Genomic DNA, 23135 nt, shown 5'->3' with positions numbered 1-23135 from the left:
GTCCCGAGTGTGCAGTCCGGTTACTTGAGATCGTCCTGCGCCTTGATCTCCGGCACACGGGCGAGGGCTTCGGCCATGTCGGCGCTGCTCATCAACTCGATCATCTGGTAATCCTCCAGCAACCCGTCACCGAGACGGCTGACATAGAAGGCCTGGATGAAGGTGGGGTCGTCCGGCAGGGCGACGGTGATGTAGTTCTTCCCGTTCCCATGCCCCCAATAGTAGCTCAAAAGCTCGCCGCCGAGCGCCTCGATCCCACCCTTCACCGAGGCCGCGCGGTCCCCGGGATTGGCGATCTGCATCTCCGAGGCGGCGCTGTTGGATGCGCCGATAAACAGGAAGGTGCGCATGTCTTTTGTGTCCTGCGCCGCTGCAACTGTCGCAGAGACGCAAAGGGCTGTCGAAAGAAGGATCCTGTTCATCTTGCCACCCGGAATTGCTTCGATGTTGTGGTCAGTACAGCATGGCTGCCCTGACCGTTCTTGTGGGTTCAATGCCCCGGAGCTCCGGGAATGGAGTGTTCCAGCTCGGCAGGGCGGAGCGGGAACTCGGAATGCTCATCCTCTGGCGTTTCGATGTCGGCGTGCCAGGTGAATTCCTTGTCCCCGAGGTCCAGATCGATCTCGCCCCCTTCAATGACCGGGTAACGGATCGGCTGCCCGGGCCGCAGGTCGATATTAGCGACACCGTCGTCGATAATGACCTGCCCGCTCACCAGAACGTAGGGGATTCCCTTGGTGAAGGAGCCGTTCATGCCCTTCTTCATCGATGATGTTTCGGTGATCGTGTCGGGGTCGAAGATCGTGATATCCGCGATCATGCCTTCCTGCATCCGGCCGCGTTCCTGCATCGCCTTCAGGCCCACCTTGGAAAAGTACTTCGCGGGAATGTAGGAGGCGTTGTTCACCATCTCCATCAGCGCGATGCCCTGTTCACGGGCCTCGCGGAACACGATGCCATAGGTGCCGGCATTGCGCGGGTGCCCCCCGTACTCCGTGAAATCGGCCTCGATCGGCAGCGGTTCGCCATCGACGGTGAAGCCGACGATGTCGTTGGCGATCGCAATATCCTTCATGTGGATCCAGCGCTCCAGGTCTGCTTCGGGGCGGACTGTGATGAAAATCGGCTTGCTCGGATCCTCCTTCTGCTGCCGGAAGAACTCCTCGTCGGACTCGTAGAGTTCGCCGGTGCTGGTATCGAAGATATCGCGGGTCGGAACGATATTGTTCGCCTCGATCTTGTCCGGCAGCAGTTGCGGTGTCGCGATGTTCGGATTGCCGGTGATGGCCGGGTAGTATTCCGCGAAGATGGTCATTCCGCGCATTTGCAGGCGGCGCGCAAGCTCGTAGATTTCTTCCCACCCCTGGTTCTGGATGTGGGAAAGGATCAGGGCCCCGTCGAGCGCAACGGCGTTTGCGATCACCTCGTTTGCGCCCAGGGAATAGTAGAGCGGCAGGCTCTCGGTCGGACCGAAACGGGTATGGGCGCCAAAGAAGCGGTCATACTTCTTCGCCATTTTCTGAAGCGCGAAAATCTCCTTCGGATAGGTGTTGTATCCCATGTATCCCACCGTCGTGTTGACGGTGATCGCCCCGGCGCGAAGACCCTTTTCATACATGGTCATGACTTCGACGAGCTGATCCGCAGTCGGAATATCCAGCGCCCAGCTGGCATGTCCGTCTTCTTCCTCGGCTGCACCGCGTGACTTGAGGATGTAGGTCGGATCGGATGCCAGCTCGACTGAAACCCCATCCATCACGACACGCCGGATCTCCTCGTGCCCCATCCCGGAACCGAAGTTGAGAAAGGAATTGCCCTCGTACTTGTCGTAGAACAGGTCGGCATCCGCCACGCCGCTCTCGGTATCGAGGATCGTCGTCGTGCCATCATGGGCCATCATCTTCTGATCGAAGCCGCCAAAGGAATGCGAATGGGTGTTGATGAATCCCGGCGCGACTACATGCCCGGAAACGTCGATCTCGCGCTTGCCCGTCAAGGCATCTTCGGTGATCGCGGTGATCCTGTCGCCGGTCACGCAGACATTGCGCACGGCATCAAGATTGGTTTCCGGGTCCATGACGCGGCCGTTGAAAAGCGCGACGTCGCACTCCTGAGCAACCGCCATCGAACTGCAGAGGGCCATGAGAGTGGCAAGAGTGAGGTGTTTCACGGTCAGTCCTTCCGGGATGATTGCGTCGGGCAAAAAAACGCGGGGCGGACGAGGGAGACCGCCCCGCGCTCTCCTCAGTCCAGCGTGTTCTTGTAGATCACGCCGTCCTTCATGATGACCTTCAGGTTGGGATCAGGATCGGCCAGAAGAAGGATGTCTTCGAGCGGGTTGCCATCGACCAGCAGGAGATCCGCGTAAGCGCCTTCCTCGACCACGCCGAGCGGGCCGTCTTGATACGGATTGTTCAAGCCCGTAAGCCGGTTCATGCGGGCGCCGTTCGATGTGGCCATGCGCAGAATGTCGAAGGGTTTGAACTTGGCCTCGTGCAGGTATTTGAACTCGTCGTTCATCTTCTTGTCCTGCTCAAGCGTCTGGTCCCAGTTGTTGATGAGATCGGTGCCCAGAGTGTAGAGGTCGATCATGCCCGGTGTCGTCTGGATCACCTCGATCATGTTGGCGGCGGCGTCACGGACACTCTTCCATTTGGCGAACGAGGCTGGCGTGTAGAAGGCTTCCGCCTGTTCGGTCGTCACCGAGTAGACCGGGGCTACCGCCGTCGCGAACATGATCTGCTTTTCGACCATGATCTCGGCGGCCTCCTTGGTCAGGAACGGGATGTGCTCAACGGTCTTTGCACCGTTGTCGATACAGTTGCGGATCGCCTGCTCGGTGAACACGTGGCAGGTGACGTAGGTGCCCCATTGCTCGGCGGTCTTGACCGCCATCTGGATCTCGTCCGCCTGGTACTGAAGCGAATGCAGCGGGTCGAACTCGGACGTGACCCCACCGCTGACCATGACCTTGATCTGGGTTGCCCCGCGCCGCAGGTTCTCGCGCACCGCCATGCGGATCTGCTCCGGGCCATCCGCGATGAAGCTCATGTCCGTGTCGACCCAATGCGATGGGCCTTGCCCCGACAGGGTTGGATGCCGGTCGTTCAGCTTGCGGAAATCGGCATGGCCCGATGTCTGCGTGATGAAGGCCTCCGAGGAATAGATCCTCGGGCCGGGGAACATACCGGTATCGATGATCCGCGCGATGGACTTTGCCGGTCCGCCGAGGTCACGAACCGTCGTGAACCCGTTCATCAGGATGCGCTCGGACCGGATCGTTGCAACGCCACCAAGATGGAAGGGCGTGATGTTCTGGCGCAACCCGTCACTGAGCGGGTTGAACACCAGCAAATGCACGTGCTGGTCATGCATCCCCGGCATGAGCGTGCGCCCGCCGCCGTCAATCATGGTTGCGTTGGGCGCTTCGATCCCGTCCGTCGAAATTTCCTTGATCAGGTTGCCTTCGACCAGAACGCTGGCGTTTTCGATCCGCGCCTCGTTCACGCCGTCAAAAACATGGACATTGGTGAACAGGGTCTGCGGCAGCGCTTCGTCCTGCGCAGAGGACATGCCGGCAGCGAGCGACACCACGCCCGCCAGTAATGTGGACTTGAAAAGATGCTTCATAAGTTTGCCCTTCCGCAATGTTGACGGCGGGGCCAGCGCCCCGCCGAAAGTTCAGTTCAACGTGTTCTTGTAGAACTTGCCGTCCTTCATGATGACGCGAATGCTCGGCACGTCCTGCCCGCGTGGCTCGGCATCGAACCATGTATCGACAGCGCCGATGGCAGTGATGTCTTCGAGCGGGTTTCCGTCAACGATGAGGATATCGGCATAGGCACCTTCCTCGATCACGCCGAGCTTGCCTTCGGGATAGGGGTTTCCGCGTCCCGTCAGTGCGGCCAGTTCGCCGCCATTCGAGGTCATCATCTGCAAGGCCCAGAGGTTGCCGAACTCACGCGCCATGAAAGCCTTGGTGAAGTCCATCGACTGCCGGTACGGCACACCGGTCAGCAGCACGTAGTCGGAATCGAACACCATCTTCGGCTTGTACTTCCGCACCAGATCAAACAACTGCTCGCTGTTTTTCCGCAACCAGAGGAACTTCGCCGTCGGCGGGAAGGTCGGGTCCTGGTGCATCGGATGCTCAAGCGCCTCGGGCGCCAACGCGGTCAGGTTGGGCGAGAAGAACGCTTCCTTCTCTACCAGCTTCTGCATCGTCGGTTCCGTTATGGTCAGGCCGTGATCCACCACTTTGACCCCGAGATCGAGCGCGCGCGACAGGTCGCTATCCATGAAGACATGCATGGCGACATAGGAATCCATGTCCCCGGCCACCTCGACGGCAGCGGCGATTTCTTCGTCTGTAAAGGCGGACTGGTAGATCGGGTCCTTGATGGAGGTCACACCACCACTGACCATGATCTTGAGGTAGTTGGCCCCAAGCGCAAAGTTCCGCCGCGCGCCGTGGAGCACCTCGGCAGGGCCGTCGACAAGCCGCGTGATCTCCAGCCGTTCAAGATTGCTTTCGTTCTTGCGTTGCCCGGCGATCCCCCAGTCGCCATGACCACCGGTCTGGCTGAGGCAGGCGCCGGACGAGTATATCCGCGGGCCCGGAAGCGAACCCTCGTCGATTACCGCACGAAGTCCACCATGTGCACCGCACATGTCGCGCACGGTTGTGAAGCCCATCGCCAGCATTTCCTGCGCAAAGGCCGCAGAACGTGCGCCGATCTCCTCCCATGTCGTGTCCTGAAGGCCCGGGATCGTGCCATCCTTGTACATATTCACATGCACATGGCTGTCGATCAGTCCCGGCATCAAGGTGCGTCCGCCGCCGTCGATCACATTGACCTCGACCTCTTTGGTCTCGATACCGCGTTCGGTCTGGATGGTGAAAGAATAGCCGTCGATACCGCCAACAGGATCGGGCAGGCGCTTGCTTCCGCCCGTTCGAACTTCGACTTCCCACGTGCCGAATTCGGGAATGTCCTCTGCAATCTTGTGAATCTTGTTCTTGACGACGAGCACGTCGACATCTTTCAAGCCGTCATTCACCCCGTCGAAGACCATCACGTTCTTGAACAGCGTGACCTCCGAGGGAATGTTGGGGATATCCTGCGCAATGGCAGGCGTCGTGAGCGCAATTGCCATTGACATGGCCGGCAGCAACGCCTTCAGGTTGAGTGTTGTCATTCGGTGTCCTCCCAGGGGTCGGTCTTCCTGCGGACCGATCCTCCCACTATGCACATGTGCCCCGAGATTCTTTTGACCCGCTGATCCCGTGGTGCATTTTTCTGACCCGATCCGGTCAATTTCAGCCAATTTCTGCTTGGCCGTCAGGCGCCCGCGCCCGTAGCGTGTCGGAGAGCGAAAGGGTGATGTGGATGCCGCAAGGAGAACAAAAGGACGGTTTGTACCTCGTACGTGCTACGGTCCTCGGCCCCGTCGTAGCGATGATGCGGCGGCTCGATGCGGATCCGGCCTTTGCGCTCGGGCTGCATGGATTGAGCGAGGAACAGGTCCTGAACCCGGCCGAGTTCATCCCGCATGACACGGTCTATGCGGCGCTGGCCTCCATCGCCGACATCACCCGGCCGGATATCTGCGCCTTGGCGGGACAACAGACAGACCTGTTGAAGTTCCTGCCGCGTGGGGCGCTCCTCGGCCAGTCGGTGACCCTTGGCGATTTCTTCACCCGGTTCACCCAGATCGTCTCGAAGGAAAGCAACGCGGTGTCCTTCCGGCTCCTGATCGAGGAGGAACACGCCTACTTCACCACCAGTCGCAATTTCGAACCCGAGGTGTCGCCGGGCCATTCGGACGCCTTTCTCGTCGGGATCTGGATCTCCCTGCTGCACCGTGTTCTCGATTTCCGATGGGATCCAACCCAGGTTGTTCTGCGCCTCTGCGATCCGACCCTGCTGCCGGAGCAGTTTCATGGCGTGCGGGGCATCAAGTGCAACAACAGGGGATTCTCCATCCGCTTTCCGGCGGCCTGGCTGTCGCTTCCAATCAACCCCGAACTCCTCGTGAACCACGACAATGATATCGAAGAACCGGTTCAGGTCGATGTGCCCCTGGACTACCTCGAAGGCTTCGAAATTCTCGTGCGATCAAGGCTGTCCGATCCGGCGCTGACGGTGAGCGAGGCCGCCCGGATGTGCAGCATCACCACCAAGGTGCTGAACAAGCGCTTGTCCTCCTACGGAACAACGGCGTCCAAGGTGATCAACCGGCTGCGGATGGAAAAGGCCTCCGAACTGCTCACCACATCTGATCATTCGATCAAGGAGATCGCCCAATTGGTCGGCTTGTCCGAAACATCGGCACTCACCCGAGCCTTCACGCGGAACTTCGGCATATCCCCGAAAGATTGGCGCAATAAGGAGGCACAAGAGGCCCAAATTGCCGGAGCGCCTGCAGATTAGCCTGACCCCGCTGCGACTTCTCGACTACCGCAATCTCTTGGAACCTCGGTCGCCAATGGTAATGCCGAAGAGATGCATGAACCGGCGAGCCCTTCGCGGGGAGCAATCGATGGGAAAGGAGACCTCCATGCTATCCGCAGCGAACTCCCGCTTGCCGCCCAACGTGCTGATCAAGCATGACCGCTTTGGGCTGATTGCCTCCATCGTTCTCGGCAATGGGAGCGGCGGATTTGTCCCGCTCACCTCCCATTTGCCGCCTGGTCCTGAACGTCCGGAATGTGCCGCTTGCGGTCTACGGCATCGGCGAAAGGCAGAAGTGGGAACAAGTATAGCTTCGGGCTCAGAGCTACCTTTGCCCCCATTCCCTTGTCGCCGCAGTTAGAAAGCCAAGTCGCTGGAGAATATACGCCATGCGGGACACAGCCGCCCTGGCTTCATCTAGCTCAATGACCTCATAACCGCTCTGTCGAAAGGTGGCTTTAGGATGTTTTCCTCCAGTTTTTCTAAGATCGAGCTTTGACACACACTTGGCATTTTTTGAGTTTTCGCAAAACAACGATAGTTCGGCAAAGGCCAAATCCTGCTCCCGCAACCAACACAGTCGAACAAAACACCGAACGAGCCGCCCAAGGGCGGCTTTGCTCGTTTTCCACCGCTCGTTTTGCACCAACCCAACCATCGCCGACAAACAAAAGGAAAGACACGCGCAAAATGCGCGATCGAATCTCCCGAGACGCAGTCTACGACAGACCAACGGACTGCCGAGCCACGTCAGTGATCGGTCAGACCAAGTACACTCTTACACGCGCGCTTTTTCAAATGCGGCCCAAGCTACTTCAAATTTCCCGAAGTTGAAGCCGGGTCCAGAAGCCGCATTCAGAATTATTCGTTCGGTTTCAAATAATTTCAGAATGGCGTGTTCGAGCTGATCAATCAGATCGGCAGGGACAACAACAGCACCATGCCGGTCCGCATGGATGAGATCCGACGGATTGACCGTCAGGCCGAAGATCGAAACAGGCGTGTCGATTTCTCGGACGTGAACGAAACCATGGCTGGGCCCGATAGATCCGGCGATGACCGGGAACCCTTGCGGCATGTCACCAAGGTCTCGCATGACCCCGTTGGTGAGTGCGCCGGCCATTCCGAACCCCTTGTGAACAGACGTATTGATTTCGCCCCAATAGGCGCCGATGCAGGAGGGGAAATCGACATCTTCAACCACTGCAACTGAGGGGGCCGGGGCCTCGGCCATATATCTGTAGTAGTCCATTCGCCGCTGCCTGATGACTTCCGGCGCTTCGGAGGGCGGCTGCACCGCAGCGATCTTGGCGGTGCGGGCAAATCCGACGATTGCGCCCTCGGATGGGGCCGAACAGAACATCGTGCCACGCGTGAATTGGTCAAACCCGCGCTTGCCTTGGGCCATCTCGATGGCATTGCAGACTGTGGGTGTGTCGACCTTGCGCAACAAGGCAAGTAGGGACGGTGTCATGGAGCCTCCAACCAACGGCACAACGCCGTTGTGGTTTCCTGGGGTCGCTCGAGGGTGGGCAGGTGCCCCGCACCGATTACGACCTCCAGCGTACTGTTTCCGAGAAGCTTGTGCATCAGTTCGTGCCGCTCCAACGGGCATAGTCTGTCATCCTCGCCGCATAGAACGAGGCTTGGACCTTGATAAGCGGACAAGGTGTCCGTTTGATCCGGGCGGCCCATGAGGGCGATGGACTGGCGAAGAAAGACCTCGGGGCCCAGATCAGTTGCCATGGCCATGCACAGGTCCAGAATTGCGCCTTGCCGAGGGCCATCGGCCAGATAGTTCGGCTTTAGCTCGTCACGCATGACCTGCCGCAATCCACCTTGACGCACGGCCTCCATCTGCGGACCGCGCCGGGTTTTGACCTCGTCTGCTTCGGCCAGCGGGTTCGTGTCCAAGAGTGCCAGCCGTTCAACACGTTCTGGCGCCTGGCGCAGTACTTCCATGGCAACGATCCCGCCCATGGAAAGACCTGCAAGAGCAAATACCGGCGGTGCATGGCTCAGTACATCGGCAGCCATTGCCTCGACGCTGTCCTGGGCGCTCAGCGGATGGGTCATCAACGGCACCCGTCCGGACAGGGCTTCGATTTGCGGCCCGAACAGTCGGGCATCGCACATCATTCCGGGAAGAAGAACCAGGGGCGTCATGCCGATGCCAATCTGGCACCTTCGGCCAGGGAGGCCAGCTTGGCATAGGCGATGTCGGGGTCGACCGCACCGAAGCCGGCAAATGTACCAAACCCACAGTCACTCCCGGCGATGACCCGATCCGGCCCCACGATATTGGTGAACCGCTCGATGCGTTGCCGCACCAGCTCGGGGTGTTCGATGAAATTCGTTGTCGTGTCTACGACGCCGGGCACAAGGATCTTGTCGTCCGGAATTTCGCTCTTGCGATCCCGGAAGACGGTCCACTCATGGGCGTGGCGCGGGTTCGACGTTTCGAACAGAACATAGCGGGATTTGGTCGCCATCAGGGTCGTGAACACCTGATCCATCGCAATGTCGCAGCAATGCGGGCCTTCGTAGTTGCCCCAGCAGATATGCACTCGGACCCGGTCTTGCGGGACATTCTGCAGCGCATGGTTCAGGGCTTCGACATGCATCTCGGCGATCGCGATGAATTCGGCATCGGAAAGATCAGCGAACAGCATGTGCCGGGACAGGGCCAGATCGGGGCAGTCCAACTGAAGATCCAGTCCCGCTGCGACGATCGTTTCATATTCCTGCTTCATCGCATCGGCGAGCGCGGCCAAATAGGCCTCACGGCTGGGGTAGTGGGCGTTCTGCAGAAACAGAGAAATCACCCCGGGCGAGGCGGCGTTCATGAAGCCACGTTCGACTCCGTTCTCAGCCATTGCCTGCTTGAGGTTGCTGATATCCTTGTTCAGTTCGTCCTGGCCTTTGGAGCGAACGTCGCCCGTGCATTGCGGCCGGGCGTATTGGGGTGTGCCCCCTTCGTTGGCAAGACGTTGCAAAAAGCTGGGAAACATCCTCAGGTCCGCGGGGGCATTCCGTGGACTGTCCCCCGAGAAACCTGTGTAGCGGTCCTTTACGTATGTCGCATACGAGATTTTTGAGGTCTCTCCGTCGCTGACGATGTCGACACCGGCCTCGACCTGACGCCGAACCGTTTCAGATACGGCCTTGGTCATGCAACTGTCGAACGCATCGGCGTCATAGGGCTCATTCCGCTCGCGCGCAAAGATGAAGTCGACAACTTCCTGGGATCGGGGCAGAGACCCCACATGGGTGGTGAGTATCGTTGTCATGCGGGGTCCTTTCTTGATCAGTCGCCGGTCCAGGTTGCGCCAGCAGGATCGTCGGTCGCGGTGATGCGGTACAACCCGGCCGTTCCGGTCATGGATGGAGTGATGGTATAGGCCTCGCCGGGCAGCACCAGTACCGTATCCCCGCCCGAAATCGTGGTTTCGACATCCTCGACAGTGACCCGCCAATGGCCGCTTGCCGGCATCAGCACGACGGGCTTGGCCGATTTGGTGGGGTCTTGAACACCTGAGCCACGGGTCAGGAAGTCGACCTCAAAGCCGGGCTTGTCCTTGATCAGACCGTTTTCACCGATCACCTTGGCGGGTTTGTCGGCCGCCAGCGCCATCAGGTCCCAGTAGCGGGCCACGTATTTGCCGATCACGGCTTCGACCGGCACTTCGGGATAGGATCCCAGCTGCTCCTCGGTCAGCAGAGGCATGGGCCGGACGTTGTGCGGGAGGTCCTGGCCCTTCTTGCTGTCGTAGAGCACGCCGTTGTCACCCAGCATCAACCCGTGCGCCCGGGCGTCCTCAATGACCTGAGGTGCCCAGGTGACGCCGCCGCCGGCATCGTCACCACCCAGAATGGACATGATCATCCCGTAGTCGTCGCCCACGTTCTCGAAGCCGCGGAAGATGCCGGTGGGAATGTTGAAGATGTCTCCTTCCTCGGCAATGAACTCGCCCGCCGTGCCATAGCGACCCCAGAAAAACCGCCAGCGGCCCTTGGCGACAAAAAAGACCTCGGCCGTCGTATGGCTGTGCAGCGAGTTGCGGCATTTGGGCGGCTGGCCGGCGGCCCCGATATTGAAGCCGATCTTGTCGGTTATGTGCACATGCTGATCCGGAGACTCCGAAACTCCGCCGCCGATTATGGTAAAGTTCTCTTTTTGATCGCTGCCCGGCGTGTGGGCATCAATGAAGGCCGTCTTGCACGGCTTGAGCTCGCCATAACGGACGATGCGTGATGCGATGGTTGATTGTGTCATGGTTCTGGTTCCGGATTATGCGTTTGAGGGAATGGTCGGCAGATGCTCGATCACGTTCCCGGAGGCCGCAAATTCAGGCGGCGCGCTCGAAGGCTTTGCCGGAATAGGTGAAAGCGCCGGCTTGCACCGGTCTCGCGCAGGCCGCATGCCAGAACACGATATTTGACCGGAGCGTGCATTCAGACCTCTGCGCCTTGCAGAAGGATCTGCTTCCAGACCGAGGTTTCATCAAACAGGGTGTATTCGCGGCGCAGCTTGGGCTGGCCGCTGATCAGTTCGCCGAATTCGGCATGGCTGATGCCCAGAACATAGACCTGCGCCCCGGTGGGGGCGCCGAACACCCCCCAGCCGTCATGCTTGCCCCACAGGCTCCAGCGTAGTGCGGCACGGGGTGGCATGTTGGGATCGTCGCGGCCGATCTGGTGCTCGATGCGGAACTCGGCATTGGGGAAGCTGGCTCGCAATCCCATCCAGAACCGGTCGACCGGGTCCCAACCGTGTCCGGTGACCCCGCCCACATATTCCGACTGCACCGCCCGGTCGTATTCAGCCCCGATCGCGCCCATGTCGGCGTTCATGATCCGGGTCAGAATATCGGCATAGCGCTGGCCCCATTCATTGTCGTTGCCTCGACCCTTGTAAGGGCCGGGCTGGTCGATCTCGGGCGTCAGAGGTTTCACGCAGTTTTCCGGCCCGCCCTCGCGAGCGATCAGGTCGGCCGCGTATTCCTTGGGGTCCCAGCCCATCTGGCGCACGATGGCTCCCTGATCGCGGATCAGCCATTCATCGTTGATCTGATTGTCGATCGCATGGCAATCGGCCAGAATCCGGTACCGCAGCTTGGTTCCGGTTGGTTTGCCATAGACACCTTCGGCAAGGTGCGTGGCGGTCGAGATGATGCGGTGGGAACTCAGCATCCCCTCTTCGGGCGTGCCCGACCAGATCACGTCTTCGCCCAGAAGCTGCCGGTCGGGAAACTCGGCCAGGGTCGCCATCGTCGCGCCGATGACGTTTTGATTGCCCAGCACGACCGAACCCGGTGAACGGACAACGATGTCATCGCTGTAATATTCATGCAGCGTGGCGATCCCGCGATCTTCCCAGATTTCCTTGGTGATGCCGATGATATAGTCGGGAAAATCCCGGAATTTGGGGTCAAATCCCTTCATGTGTTCGTCCTTTTCGGGTTCCATCCCTTGGGCAACCGGGCCGAGGTTCGTACGATCAGCGGTCCGTCAATTGCCACCTTGCGGGGTTCAGAAGTCTTGGGCTCTTCGATGTGATCCAGCAGCGCGGCAACCGTTTCCGCGACCATCAGGTTCGCCCGCTGCCGGATCGTCGTCAGATTGTATGCGGGCCATCCGGCGGGGGGCACATCGTCATACCCCACGACCGAGACGTCTTCGGGGATGCGCAGGCCCAGCTCAAAGCGTAGAACATCCATGACCGCCAAAGCCATGTGATCGTTGGCGACGAAAACCGCGTCAGGTCGGCGCTCCGGTGCCACGTCGAACATGGTTCGGGCCGCCGCACGGGCATTTTCGGTGTGAAACTCGCCGATCCCATGTGCAAACAGATCGCTGCCGGCGTCGCGCAGTGCGGCAAGGAAACCAGCCTCGCGGTCGCGCTGGGTCGAGGCACCCTGCCAGCCCGCGATGTAGGCGATGCGTTGGTGCCCGCCCGCCAGCAGGAACTCGGCCACCTTGCGGCCGCCGGCATAGTTGTCCGAGGTCACGGTGGTGATGCCCTCAAGATCCTGGCTACGGTTGAACAGCACCACCGGAACGCCGGCCTGCTGGCAGCGGGTGGCGATGTCCGACGACATCGGCACCGAGGCCAGAATGACCCCGTCCACTTGATAGTCGAGGATTTCCTCCATCACGTCGTCGATATTTCCGGCCGAGCGCGAGGCCATGAAGATCAGCACGTGATAGCCATGCTCCTGCAGGCGGTTGGACAGTTTCTCCAACGCCTCGGGATAGAAGTAGTTGTCCAGGTAGCCGACAACCAGGCCGATGATCCGGCTTTTGCCCGACACCATCGCCCGCGCCAGCACGTTGGGACGATAGCCCAGTTCGGCCGCCGCCTTGCGCACCTTTTCCTCGGTCTTCTTGCTGACCGAAGCGCCGGGCGTGAACACCCGGCTGACCGCCGACTGGCTGACGCCGGCCAGTTGCGCAACCTGAAGCGATGTGACCTTGTCCGCCATCAGTCCGCCGTCCATCCGCCGTCGATCAGCATCGACGTGCCTGTGACCAGACCCGAGGCGTCGGAGGCAAAATAGAGAACCGCGCCCATGATATCCTCGACCTCGCCCACGCGGTTCAGCTTGATTTTGTCCATGATCCAGGCCGCACGTTCGGGGTTGTCGAAGGTCGATTGCGTCAGCGGGGTTCGGATGAAGGTCGGGCAGACCGTGTTGATGCGCACGCCCTGCTTGCCCCATTCGATCGCCATCGCCTTGACCATGCCTTCCAGCCCGTGCTTGGTCGCACAGTACAGCGCCCGGTCGATGCCGCCGACATGGCCCATCTGGCTGGAAATGTGGATGATCGAACCGGGCCGCCCGGTTGCCATCAGCGCCTTGGCCGCATAGGCCGACAGGAAATAGGCCGAGCGCAGGTTGACGTTCATGACAGCGTTGAAATCCTCGGGCGTGGTTTCGACCGCCGGCCCGTGCCGCGCGGTCCCGGCCGAGTTCACCACCACGTCAAAGGCCCGCCCGTCGAACAGCGCCTGCAACGCGGTCAGGTCGCCCTGATCCAGCACCCGCCCCTCGGCCGACCAACCCTGCGCTTGCAGGGCGGAAACCGCTTCGTTCAGCCGCTCGGCCCCGCGCGCGGCGCAGACCACATGCGCCCCGGCCTCGGCCAAGGCAACAGCGCATCCCAATCCGATGCCCGAAGACGCGCCGGTGACCAATGCGGTCTTGCCGCTCAGCGAGAACGAAGGGGTGCGGGGCAGTTGGGTCATCAGCTCATTCCATCCGGGGTTTCAATGCGGCCCAGGTTACGGGCCTTGTTGAATTCCCGCAGGCGGGCAAAGACGTCAACGCCAAGCTGCGCATAGGCGTCCAGAAGATCGACCAGAACCCAGTTTTCGCGGATCCGCCCGTTCTCCAGCCGCCAGAAATCGAGGCTGCGCATGGTGATCCGCTTGCCCGAAGGCGCGATGCCCATCCACCCGTCATGGGTGACGGTCTGGATCATGTTGGGCCAGCCGGTCACTGCCGCATAGTCGCCATCGCCGAAGAAATGATAGGTGATGTCGTCGACATATTGCCCGCGATCCGGCATCCCGTTCAGGAACGGGATCTGGTGCCAGTTGCGGAACCCGGCATAGCCGCGCCCGGTGCCGATGCCCGAAGGCCCGTACCAGTTCATGCGCGGATGCCAGAACCGTTCCATCTCCATCACCTCGGGCCCGCCCTGCGAAGGGTGCTTTTTCAGATGTTCCAGCATGTCGACGATGTGTTGACAGGTCGCGCGGCCCTTGTCGGCGTCGTAGGGCCCCGGCACCAGACCGTCCTGCGTGGCCGGGCCCGGCACATGCCATTCGCGGCCCAGGCTGGGCGCCATCGGCCAGGCACGGGCCTGCATCATCACTTCGGGGATGTCCCACAGGGCCTGCATCTCGACGATCCGGCCGTTTTCGAACCGGTAGAACTCGTGAAACCGCATGGTGACCTGATGGCCGGTGGGCGGGATGTCCAGCCACGGACCGGTGAAAGTGCCGGTGTAGTAGCCACCGCAGCCGACCCAGTCGGCGCCGAACTCGTCCGGTCCGGCCATTACGATATAGTCGCGCCGCTCGAGGTCCGGCCAGGCATCCAGCAGGCCCTTGTAGGCCAGATCGTAGAACGCCTCGCTGCCGGTGCTGTCACCGAAGGGGTGGCACAGGCGGAACAGGGCGTCGGGCGCGGTCACCTGCGCCAGCGCGGCCCGCACGCCGGGTTCGTCGAAATCATACATCGCCGCCCGAAGCGTCGCGATCAGCGCCTTGTGCTGCGTATGCCTGTCACTCATTCGGCGGCATCCCGGTATGGGGCCGGTGCGCCATAGGGCACGTTGATGCCGCCATAGCGGCGCACCCGCACGTTGCATTGTTCGGCATGGCCCACGAACCCTTCCAGCAGACACAGGCGCGAGCCGTACTCGCCGATCAGGGTTGCCGCCTCGTCGGTCAGGATCTTCTGATAGCTGTGGGTCTTCAGGAATTTGCCCACCCACAAACCGCCGGTATAACGCCCGGCCTTCTTGGTGGGCAGCGTGTGGTTGGTGCCGATCACCTTGTCACCGTTCGATACGTTGGTGCGCGGCCCCAGGAACAGCGCGCCATAGCAGGTCATGTTGTCCAGGAACCAATCATCGCGGTCGGTCATGACCTGAACATGCTCCGAGGCGATCTCGTCGGCGACCTGCAGCATCTCGTCATAGCTGTCGCACAGGATCACCTCGCCATAATCCTGCCAGCTGACCCGCGCGGTGTCGGCCGTCGGCAGGATGCCCAGCAGGCGATCAATCTCGGACAGGGTCTCCTCGGCCAGCTTGCGCGAATTGGTGACCAGAACCGCGGGCGAGTTGTAGCCGTGTTCGGCCTGCCCCAGCAGGTCAGTGGCGCAGATCTCGGCATCGACGGTTTCGTCGGCGATCACCATGGTTTCGGTCGGGCCGGCGAACAGGTCGATGCCGACGCGGCCGAACAGCTGGCGCTTGGCCTCGGCCACAAAGGCGTTGCCGGGGCCAACCAGCATGTGCACCGGGTCAATCGTTTCGGTACCCAGCGCCATCGCGCCGATGGCCTGGATGCCGCCCATGACATAGATCTCGTGCGCGCCACCCAGATGCATGGCGGCGATCACCGCCGGGTTCGGCTTGCCCTGGAACGGCGGGGTGCAGGCGATGATGCGCGGCACGCCCGCAACGCTGGCCGTGGCCACGGACATATGGGCCGAGGCCACCATCGGGAACTTGCCGCCAGGCACATAGCACCCGACCGACTGCACGGGGATGTTCTTGTGGCCCAAGATCACGCCCGGCAGGGTTTCGACCTCGATATCGGTCATCGAGGCGCGTTGCGCGCGGGCGAAGTTCATCACCTGCTCCTGCGCGAACTTGATGTCGGCCAGTTCGCGGTCTGACAGCTGAGCGATCAGGTCGTCGATCTCGTCCTGCGACAGGCGGAACGAGGCGGGCGAATAGTTGTCGAACTTCTCGCTCAGCTCGCGCACCGCGGCGTCGCCACGGGTTTCGATGTCCTTCAGCGTCGCCTCGACCACGGCGCGGGTCTTGGCGTCATCCTCGGCCCGGTCTGCGTCGGACTTGCCGCGTTTGAGATACTCGATTGCCATTGTCTTGATCCTCAGTTGTCGGGGCGGGGCGGAGTTTTCTCGCCCCGGTCATATGCTTCCCAGCCGTGGCCCTGGAACAGGTCGACGCCCAGTTGCGCGGCGACATGGGCGAAATCGACATTCACCCAGTTGTCGACGATCTTGCCGTCGACCACTTTCCAGAAATCCATGTAGCGGATCTCGACCCGCTTGCCGGTGGGCGGGATGCCCAGGAATTCGCCCGAATGGGTCGCCTCCTGCCGGCCAAAGGCCGCGGCCCATTCGCCCATGTAAAGCCGCGCCTCGTCGATGCAGACCTTGTCGGAAAACGCAGCCTGGAAGGGGCGCTGCCAGTTGTCCTGAAACTCCTTCAGGCCGTTCTTCGTGCCGCAGCCCTGATTGCCCATCCAGCGGAACCCTTCCGTGAAGAACTCGCCAATGTCGTTGATGCGGTGGTCATTCAGGCCGTCGACCATGGTTTCGATCACGCGGCGCGTGTCTTCGGTTTTGTTCAGGTCGGTGTCGCGGGTCAGAACCGCTTGTTCAGGTCGGGAACCTTTCATCGTCTTGTCCTTGTCAGATTGTCAGGGATTGGGGATCGGGGGGACATGCCCCCAAATCCGGGAAAATCCCTGGGCAACCTGTTCAGCGCCGGATGGCGCGTCAGGGCGTTATGGCGGAACCGGCGGCTCATCAGCCTTTGACCGCGCCGGCGGTCAGGCCGCTGACGATCTGGCGCTGGAAGATCATGACCAGGAAGAAAAGCGGCGCGGTGATCGACACGGCGGCGGCCACGGCGACGACCTGGTCGGTGGTGGTGGTTTCGCGGTTGAACATGCCGGCGATGGCGGGAACCATGGTCTGATTCTGCGCGTCCAGCAGCAGCGAGGTCACCAGAAAGTCGTTGTAGGCCAGCAGGAAGCTGAACAGCCCGGTGGTGATGACGCCCGGCCACATCACGGGCATAATCACCCGACGGAAGGCCTGGAAATGGTTGCAGCCATCCACGCGCGCGGCTTCATCCAGCTCGGCGGGGATGTTCTGAAAGAACGACCGCAGCATCCAGATGGTAAAGGGCTGATTGATCGCTACCAGAACCGCGATCACGGCAAAGGGCTTGCCGTACAGCGTGGGCGCGTTTTCCCCCAGGATCGGGCGCAGCCATTCGGCCGAGTTGATGAAGACCGGCAGATAGCCCGCAACCAGAACCGAGTGCGGCAGCGCGCGGAACACCAACGCGACGATCAGGATCCAGAACGCCAGCGTCGAGCCCGACCGCGCCAGCCCATAGCCCGCCAGCGTGCCTACGGTCAGCGACACGGTCACGACGCCCGCGGTAACGATCAGCGAGTTCTTGAAGTTGTTGGAAAAGCCGCGGTCGATCCAGACGGTCTTGTAGTGCTCGGTCGTCAGACCAACCACGTCCCGCCCCAGCGGGCCGAAAAGTGGGTTCAGCACGTTCAGAACGGCCGGCAGGATCACGAAAAACACCAACAGAAAACCCAGCACCAAGGCCAATCCGCCGATGATCCAACCAAACCAGGCCTGACCCGGCTTGGTGTAGGTTCTTACCATCGAGGGCAGTGTTTTGGTCGTCGCAATCACCGCGACCCAAATGGTGACAATGCCGAGGATGATGTCGAGGATGGAAAGGCCTTCTCCGGTCGCAAGAGTCGCTGGACCGAAGATCACGTTCAGCGCGTTGCTGTCGAATGCGTCCACGGGTGATTTGAAGCTCATCACCGCGATCCAGAAGATCGGGAAGGCCGCCACAAGGCACCAGAACGCAAGAAACAGGTTCGACGACAGGCGCAGGCCGAGCGGTTGGCGAAGGGCGCGCGAGGACATATCAGTGACCTCCTTTGTGGTCGCGCCATGTCCGGCGCAGCGGTGCGATGAGAAGGATGACGATTCCGACCATGGTCAGCATGGCGCTGGCCGAGGCCCGGCTGATCGAACGGTTGCCCGCCTGATCCGGTACAAGGAAGTCATAGGTCAGCCATTGCAGCGAGATCACGTAGCCCTGGCTCGAGAAGCCGACGATTTCTTCGAACACCCGGTAGGAGTCCATCAGATGGATCATCGACACGAAGATGATCAGCGGCATCAGGTGCGGGATGACGATGTATTTCAGGCGCTGCCAGCGGCTTGCGCCGTCGATCACTGCGCTTTCAAGGCTGTCCTGGTTTACGGTCTGAAGACCGGCGTAGAACACGATCGCGGCAAAGGGTGCGACGTGCCAGACGCGGTATAGCATCATCAGCAACTCGATTGTCCAGGCCTGCGCGAACAGCGCGATGTCGCGGTTCAGCCACCATTCCAGCATGGCCGTCAGGATGCCGTCGCCGCGAAACAGCCAGTTGATCGACAGGGCGCCGATGACCGGAGTGATGATGAAGGGCAGGAGCGACACAAAGATCACCGGACCACGTATGACCGACGCCGCATTGTTGATCACGATGGCGATCAGCAGCCCGGTACCGATCACCAAGGGCAGAGTGATCAAGGTAAAGGTCAACGTAAAGCGCAGCGCCTTCCAGAAATTGATCGTGGACAGCACGCTCCAGCTGCCTTCGCTGATCGCGCGCCAGGCGCGTTCAGGCTCCAGCACGTTGCGATAGCTTTCCAGCCCGACAAACTGGGTCTGCGTGATGATCTCGCCCTCTTCGTCCAGCCTCGGAATGGACTTTTCCTCGGTCACGCAGGTCTGGGTCAGGAAGCCCGGCGTGCAGGTCTCGACCTCGACCGTCTCATAGATGGGCTGGGTGACGTAGAAACTCTGCTTGAACACGCTGACCAGCGGGAAAGCGATAAAGAGAAGCATCATAAAGACAGAGGGGCCGACAAAGGCGGCAAATGTCCGGAAATTCATGGCTCTGCCTTTCTCATGGTTCTCGTTGGATTGGGTGCGGGAGGGTCGAGGCCCTCCCGCGGCAGGATCAGTTGTTGACCAGTCCGGCCTCTTTCGCGGCGGTCAGATAGTCCGCCTCGATGTCTGCCAGCGTGGTCTGTGCGTCTTTGGCGCCAGTCAGATAATCGGCCAGGCCATTGCCAAGCGCAGTGTGCATGATCCCCATCGGGCCAGATGCGGGATAGGCTTTGGCGCCGGCTTCTGCCGAAGCGGCTGCACCTGCGGCCAGATCACCGGGCTTGTAGGCCGGGTTCAGCCAGACAGCGGCGTTGTTGTTGGCCTCGACCATTTCTGCATCCATGCCTTCCAGCGCCACGCGGAACGCGGCATCGGCCTCTTCGTCACTCATGTTCGAGGCAAGAACGATGCCGTCCCACCAGATCGTGGTTGCCGGAGCGGCCGAGCCCATCGGAGCGGCGGCCATGACGACCTTGCCGACGACCTGGCTTTCGGCCTCATCGTTCATTGCGGCAGCGCGGCTGGCCCACAGGTTGGCCATGGCGATTTTGCCCTGTTGGAACTGCTGCTGAACGTATGTCGAATCCGACACCAGATACTCGGGGTCCATGTATTCGGTCATGGCCTTGAGCGTCTCCAGAGCCTTCACGCCCTGATCGTTGTTGATTGCAGGCATGTTGCCGTCAGCAAAGAACTCACCGCCTTCGCCCAGGTACATGTTCACGAATTCCTGACCCAGGTTCCAGCCGGTCTTGAAGGTGCCGCCGATGGGGTAATCCATGACGCCGGCCTCTTTGATCTTGGCTGCAGCGGCCAGAACATCGTCATAGGTCTTGGGCTCTTCGATCCCCAGATCGGCCAGAACGTCGCTGCGGTACATCAGGTGCTGGGCGTTCACCATCATGGCGATCGCCATGGTTTGGCCGTCCACCTTGATCAGCTGGTTCGGCAGCAGGTCTTGGCCATATTTCGCGACCAGATCGTCCAGCGGACGAATGGTGCCCGCGTTCAGCAACGGCACCAGCGTCGCGTTCGACACGCCGCCGATCTGGTACAGAGCCGGATCCGCCGCGAAGGCTTCCGGCTGCTTCTCGCGGAACTCCTGGTCCAGCGATGCGCCGAAATTGCCGCACTCGGCCATCGCGTCGGTGACGGCCTTCCAGGCTTCGAACCCGGCGGACAGTGATTTGAGCGGAACGGTGTTCTCGAACGAACACGCCGCCCATGCAGTGCTGGTCACCATGGTCATGGCGCCTGCCATCAGAATTGTCTTGAGTTTCATGCGTTTCTCCCTGTCAGGATCGGTCCGTCGTCGACGTCCGGACCGTTGGTTGGCCCTTTCGGGCTTAGGTTGGGGTCAGCCCCCGATCCGCGCACCGCTCTCTGCTTCGAACAGGTGACAGATTTCTTTCGGTACCGAGAACGAGACCATCTCGCCTATTTCGGCACGGAATGCTTTGTCGGCTTTGACCGAGACCAATGCGCCGCCGACCCGGACCGAAATCATGGTGGCGTCACCCAGCAGCTCGAGCGTGTAGATCGGTGCCGTGATCTGGCCCTGACCTTCGGCCAGTGTCGCATCCTCGGCGCGGAACCCCAAGGTCAGCGGGCCGTCAGCAATGTCCAGCCCCGGGATTTCGACACCCTTGGCCCGGAACACGCCGCCCTCGACCTGACCATCCATCAGGTTCATGGCGGGCGAGCCGATGAAACTCGCGACGAAAGTGTTGGCCGGGCGGTCGTAAATCTCGGTCGGGCTACCGACCTGTTGCACGATGCCCTTTTTCATTACCACCACGCGGTCGGCCAGCGTCATGGCCTCGATCTGGTCGTGGGTGACATAGATCGTGGTGACGGCCAGTTCGTGGCTGAGATTCTTGATCTGCGCGCGGGTGGATACACGCAGCTTGGCGTCCAGGTTGGACAGAGGCTCATCCATCAGGAACACGTTCGGTTCGCGCACGATCGCGCGGGCCAGGGCGACCCGCTGGCGCTGACCGCCCGACAGTTCAGCCGGCTTGCGATGGAGAAAATCGTCCAGCTCGACCATGGCGCTGGCGCGGCGCACTTTCTCGTCATGGGTCGCAGGGTCGATCCCGCGGACCTTCAGCGGGAAGCGGATGTTTTCATAGACGTTCATGTTGGGGTAGAGGGCATAGCTCTGGAACACCATCGCCACGTCGCGGTCCTTTGGCTCGAGATCGTTGACCACCTTGCCGTCAATCAGGATGTCGCCCTCGGTCACGTCCTCAAGCCCCGCGATCATGCGCATTGTCGTGGTCTTGCCGCAGCCGGACGGGCCAAGCAGAACCAGAAACTCGCGATCGGCAATCGTCAGATCGAAGTTGTGAACCCCAACAAACGATCCCCATCGCTTGCCGACATTGCGCAGTTGAATTTCCGCCATGAAGCCCCCCGGGAAGGAATCGTTTTGCATACGTTTGCAAAAGGGTATTCTTGGTTTACCAATTCTGGCAAGACATTTTTGCATACGTATGCAAATATGCGGGAAATCAGTGATTCACCCCCGGGCAGAAACAGGCGCAATATGCTGCAAAACAATGAAAAACAGATGAGCTTTCAAAAAGAGAAAGATCTGGTGAAGGCGTTCTATGAGGACCTGCAGTTGGCCTCCAACGACAAGCTGGCAGACGTCATAGGGCGATTCTGTGCGCCGAATCTGCTGTGGCGCGGCTTTCACCCGTTCGGTCAGATTTCGGGGGTCCACGACGTAGCAGAAAACTTCTGGGGCCCGCTGCGAAACAGCCTCAAACGCATGCAGCGGCGTCAGGATATTTTCTTTGCGGGTTGCAACTCGCTGACCGACGAGCGCGAGGTCTGGGTGGTTTCCATGGGCCATCTGATGGGTCTTTTCGACCACTCCTGGTTGGGCATTCGACCGACAGGCAAAATGGCATTCCTGCGCTATTGCGAGTTCAACAAGGTGCAAGACGGCAAGATCGTCGAGACCGCGATGTATTTCGATATCCCGCATCTGATGGTGCAGGCCGGTCAGAACCCGTTTCCGCCCCAAACCGCAGCCCATCTTGTACAGCCCGGGCCCCTGACTCACGACGGTATCCTTGGCGCGGATCAACCGGTCGAAGAAGGGGAGCAGACTCTGGCGCTGATCAACGCCATGATTTCCGATCTGGGCCAGTGGAAAAGTGGCCTGACCCTGAGCGAAGAGCTGAGCCGCACCTGGCATGACGACATGATCTGGTGGGGGCCCGAGGGAATTGGCGCCACCTACACTATTGAACGGTATGGCAAGCAACACGCCGGTCCCTTCCGCGCGGCATTCGCCGAGCGGTCAAAGACCAAACATGTCTGCCGGCTGGCCGAAGGTCACTACGGCGGGTTTTTTGGCTGGCCGAACTTCACGGCTGTTCCGACCGGAGGGTTCATGGGTATGCCGGCGACCCAAACGCCCGGTGAGTTTCGGGTGATCGACATCTATCGCCGTGCAGGCGACAAGCTGGCCGAGAACTGGATCTTCATCGACCTTCTGCATTTCTGGAAGCAGCAGGGCGTGGACATACTGGAAAGAACCACGGGCATCGGATCGGCGCAGGTGTAGCCTCGGGGGGCGGACTGGATGCAATGGTAGGGGATTTGGTGGAGCCTAGGGGAGTCGAACCCCTGACCTCTTGCATGCCATGCAAGCGCTCTCCCAACTGAGCTAAGGCCCCTTTCCGGTACCGCCTGTGCGGTGGACGGACGTTTATGAAACGACGTGCGCGAGTGCAAGACCAAAAAATCGGATTCGGTGAAAAAAGATGCGCGGCGCACGGGGCGCGGGGCAGCCTGCGCCGCCCCGGCCGGATCACGAGTCTTCGTCTTCCGACGCGACGTCGGTGATGTCGTCCAACGAGACGTTGTCTTCGTCGTCGTCCTCAAGCAGATCATCGTCCAGATCGACATCGACTGCGTCATCATCGTCCAGCAGTTCGTCATCGGACGAGGCTTCGCGCGCCTTGACCGACGCTGCATCTTCGGCGTCGGCTGCGATCATCCGGCTTTTGCCGGTTTCCAATTCCACGATCTCGCCGGTGTAGGGGCTGATGATCGGGTCCTTGTTCAGGTCGTAAAACCGTTTGCCAGTGGTCGGACAAACGCGCTTTACGCCCCATTCTTCCTTGGGCATGTCAATTCCCCTTGATATCAGGTGAGTCGTATCAACGATTCAGGTCACCTGCCACATGC

Annotated in this window: 21 protein-coding genes and 1 tRNA gene; 2 read left to right on the top strand and 20 right to left on the bottom strand. The window is 60.7% G+C overall.

Features of this window, described 5'->3' with window-relative positions; all coding sequences use genetic code 11:
* Positions 1–20: 20 nt before the first annotated feature.
* The 4 genes from ACR0FC_RS18420 to ACR0FC_RS18405 form a co-directional block, all read right to left on the bottom strand.
* Complete coding sequence (locus ACR0FC_RS18420; protein WP_170342824.1) at positions 21–422, bottom strand: hypothetical protein; 402 nt, start codon at positions 420–422, stop codon at positions 21–23.
* A gap of 68 nt (positions 423–490) precedes the next feature.
* Positions 491–2170, bottom strand: coding sequence for an amidohydrolase family protein (locus ACR0FC_RS18415; protein ID WP_170342822.1), 1680 nt, complete (start codon positions 2168–2170; stop codon positions 491–493).
* Positions 2171–2244: 74 nt separating this feature from the next.
* Positions 2245–3630 carry a metal-dependent hydrolase family protein gene (locus tag ACR0FC_RS18410; RefSeq protein ID WP_170342821.1) on the bottom strand — a complete coding sequence of 462 codons (1386 nt, stop codon included), beginning with the start codon at positions 3628–3630 and terminating at the stop codon, positions 2245–2247.
* 51 nt (positions 3631–3681) lie between these two features.
* Positions 3682–5199: a metal-dependent hydrolase family protein gene (locus tag ACR0FC_RS18405; protein ID WP_170342819.1), complete on the bottom strand. Its 1518-nt coding sequence runs from the start codon at positions 5197–5199 to the stop codon at positions 3682–3684.
* Between the two features lie 191 nt (positions 5200–5390).
* Between ACR0FC_RS18405 and ACR0FC_RS18400 the strand changes: the two genes are divergently transcribed.
* The gene (locus ACR0FC_RS18400) at positions 5391–6434 is read left to right on the top strand and encodes an AraC family transcriptional regulator (RefSeq protein ID WP_170342817.1); all 1044 of its coding nucleotides are present in this window, start codon (positions 5391–5393) and stop codon (positions 6432–6434) included.
* 799 nt (positions 6435–7233) lie between these two features.
* On the opposite strand, the gene ACR0FC_RS18395 is transcribed toward ACR0FC_RS18400, so the two are convergent.
* The 14 genes from ACR0FC_RS18395 to ACR0FC_RS18330 all read right to left on the bottom strand — a co-directional run bounded on the left by ACR0FC_RS18395 (position 7234) and on the right by ACR0FC_RS18330 (position 21336).
* On the bottom strand, positions 7234–7929 hold the full coding sequence (locus ACR0FC_RS18395; RefSeq protein WP_170342816.1) for an RraA family protein: 696 nt from the start codon (positions 7927–7929) through the stop codon (positions 7234–7236).
* Complete coding sequence (locus tag ACR0FC_RS18390) at positions 7926–8621, bottom strand: alpha/beta fold hydrolase (protein WP_170342814.1); 696 nt, start codon at positions 8619–8621, stop codon at positions 7926–7928. The genes ACR0FC_RS18395 and ACR0FC_RS18390 overlap by 4 nt, the downstream gene beginning before the upstream one ends.
* Entirely contained in the window at positions 8618–9745 is a 1128-nt protein-coding gene (locus tag ACR0FC_RS18385) for a cobalamin-independent methionine synthase II family protein (protein WP_170342812.1), read from the bottom strand. The genes ACR0FC_RS18390 and ACR0FC_RS18385 overlap by 4 nt, the downstream gene beginning before the upstream one ends.
* Before the next feature lie 17 nt (positions 9746–9762).
* On the bottom strand, positions 9763–10731 hold the full coding sequence (locus tag ACR0FC_RS18380) for a cupin domain-containing protein (RefSeq protein WP_170342810.1): 969 nt from the start codon (positions 10729–10731) through the stop codon (positions 9763–9765).
* Between the two features lie 179 nt (positions 10732–10910).
* Positions 10911–11900 carry a nuclear transport factor 2 family protein gene (locus tag ACR0FC_RS18375; RefSeq protein WP_170342808.1) on the bottom strand — a complete coding sequence of 330 codons (990 nt, stop codon included), beginning with the start codon at positions 11898–11900 and terminating at the stop codon, positions 10911–10913.
* Positions 11897–12940: a LacI family DNA-binding transcriptional regulator gene (locus tag ACR0FC_RS18370; protein ID WP_217355743.1), complete on the bottom strand. Its 1044-nt coding sequence runs from the start codon at positions 12938–12940 to the stop codon at positions 11897–11899. The genes ACR0FC_RS18375 and ACR0FC_RS18370 overlap by 4 nt, the downstream gene beginning before the upstream one ends.
* Entirely contained in the window at positions 12940–13704 is a 765-nt protein-coding gene (locus ACR0FC_RS18365) for an SDR family NAD(P)-dependent oxidoreductase (RefSeq protein WP_170342807.1), read from the bottom strand. The genes ACR0FC_RS18370 and ACR0FC_RS18365 overlap by 1 nt, the downstream gene beginning before the upstream one ends.
* Positions 13704–14756, bottom strand: coding sequence for an ester cyclase (locus ACR0FC_RS18360; RefSeq protein ID WP_170342805.1), 1053 nt, complete (start codon positions 14754–14756; stop codon positions 13704–13706). Before ACR0FC_RS18360 ends, ACR0FC_RS18365 begins: the two co-directional genes overlap by 1 nt.
* A complete protein-coding gene (gene hisD, locus ACR0FC_RS18355; protein ID WP_170342803.1) occupies positions 14753–16081 on the bottom strand; it encodes a histidinol dehydrogenase in 1329 nt (442 codons plus the stop codon). The genes ACR0FC_RS18360 and hisD overlap by 4 nt, the downstream gene beginning before the upstream one ends.
* 11 nt (positions 16082–16092) lie before the next feature.
* Positions 16093–16623: an ester cyclase gene (locus ACR0FC_RS18350; RefSeq protein ID WP_170342801.1), complete on the bottom strand. Its 531-nt coding sequence runs from the start codon at positions 16621–16623 to the stop codon at positions 16093–16095.
* Positions 16624–16753: 130 nt separating this feature from the next.
* Complete coding sequence (locus tag ACR0FC_RS18345) at positions 16754–17908, bottom strand: carbohydrate ABC transporter permease (RefSeq protein ID WP_093965119.1); 1155 nt, start codon at positions 17906–17908, stop codon at positions 16754–16756.
* A 1-nt stretch (position 17909) separates the two neighbouring features.
* On the bottom strand, positions 17910–18932 hold the full coding sequence (locus ACR0FC_RS18340) for a carbohydrate ABC transporter permease (protein WP_170342799.1): 1023 nt from the start codon (positions 18930–18932) through the stop codon (positions 17910–17912).
* Positions 18933–18999: 67 nt separating this feature from the next.
* Positions 19000–20211, bottom strand: coding sequence for an ABC transporter substrate-binding protein (locus ACR0FC_RS18335; protein ID WP_170342797.1), 1212 nt, complete (start codon positions 20209–20211; stop codon positions 19000–19002).
* A gap of 75 nt (positions 20212–20286) precedes the next feature.
* Positions 20287–21336, bottom strand: coding sequence for an ABC transporter ATP-binding protein (locus ACR0FC_RS18330; protein WP_093965320.1), 1050 nt, complete (start codon positions 21334–21336; stop codon positions 20287–20289).
* 165 nt (positions 21337–21501) lie between these two features.
* Between ACR0FC_RS18330 and ACR0FC_RS18325 the strand changes: the two genes are divergently transcribed.
* Entirely contained in the window at positions 21502–22509 is a 1008-nt protein-coding gene (locus ACR0FC_RS18325) for an ester cyclase (protein ID WP_170342796.1), read from the top strand.
* Between the two features lie 36 nt (positions 22510–22545).
* On the opposite strand, the gene ACR0FC_RS18320 is transcribed toward ACR0FC_RS18325, so the two are convergent.
* Positions 22546–22621, bottom strand: a tRNA-Ala gene (locus ACR0FC_RS18320).
* Between the two features lie 134 nt (positions 22622–22755).
* Positions 22756–23076 carry a TIGR02300 family protein gene (locus tag ACR0FC_RS18315; RefSeq protein ID WP_170342794.1) on the bottom strand — a complete coding sequence of 107 codons (321 nt, stop codon included), beginning with the start codon at positions 23074–23076 and terminating at the stop codon, positions 22756–22758.
* Between the last annotated feature and the right edge of the window lie 59 nt (positions 23077–23135).

The sequence above is a fragment of the Ruegeria sp. BB9 genome, assembly GCF_056539345.1.
This window is presented reverse-complemented; position numbering and strand designations above follow the sequence as displayed.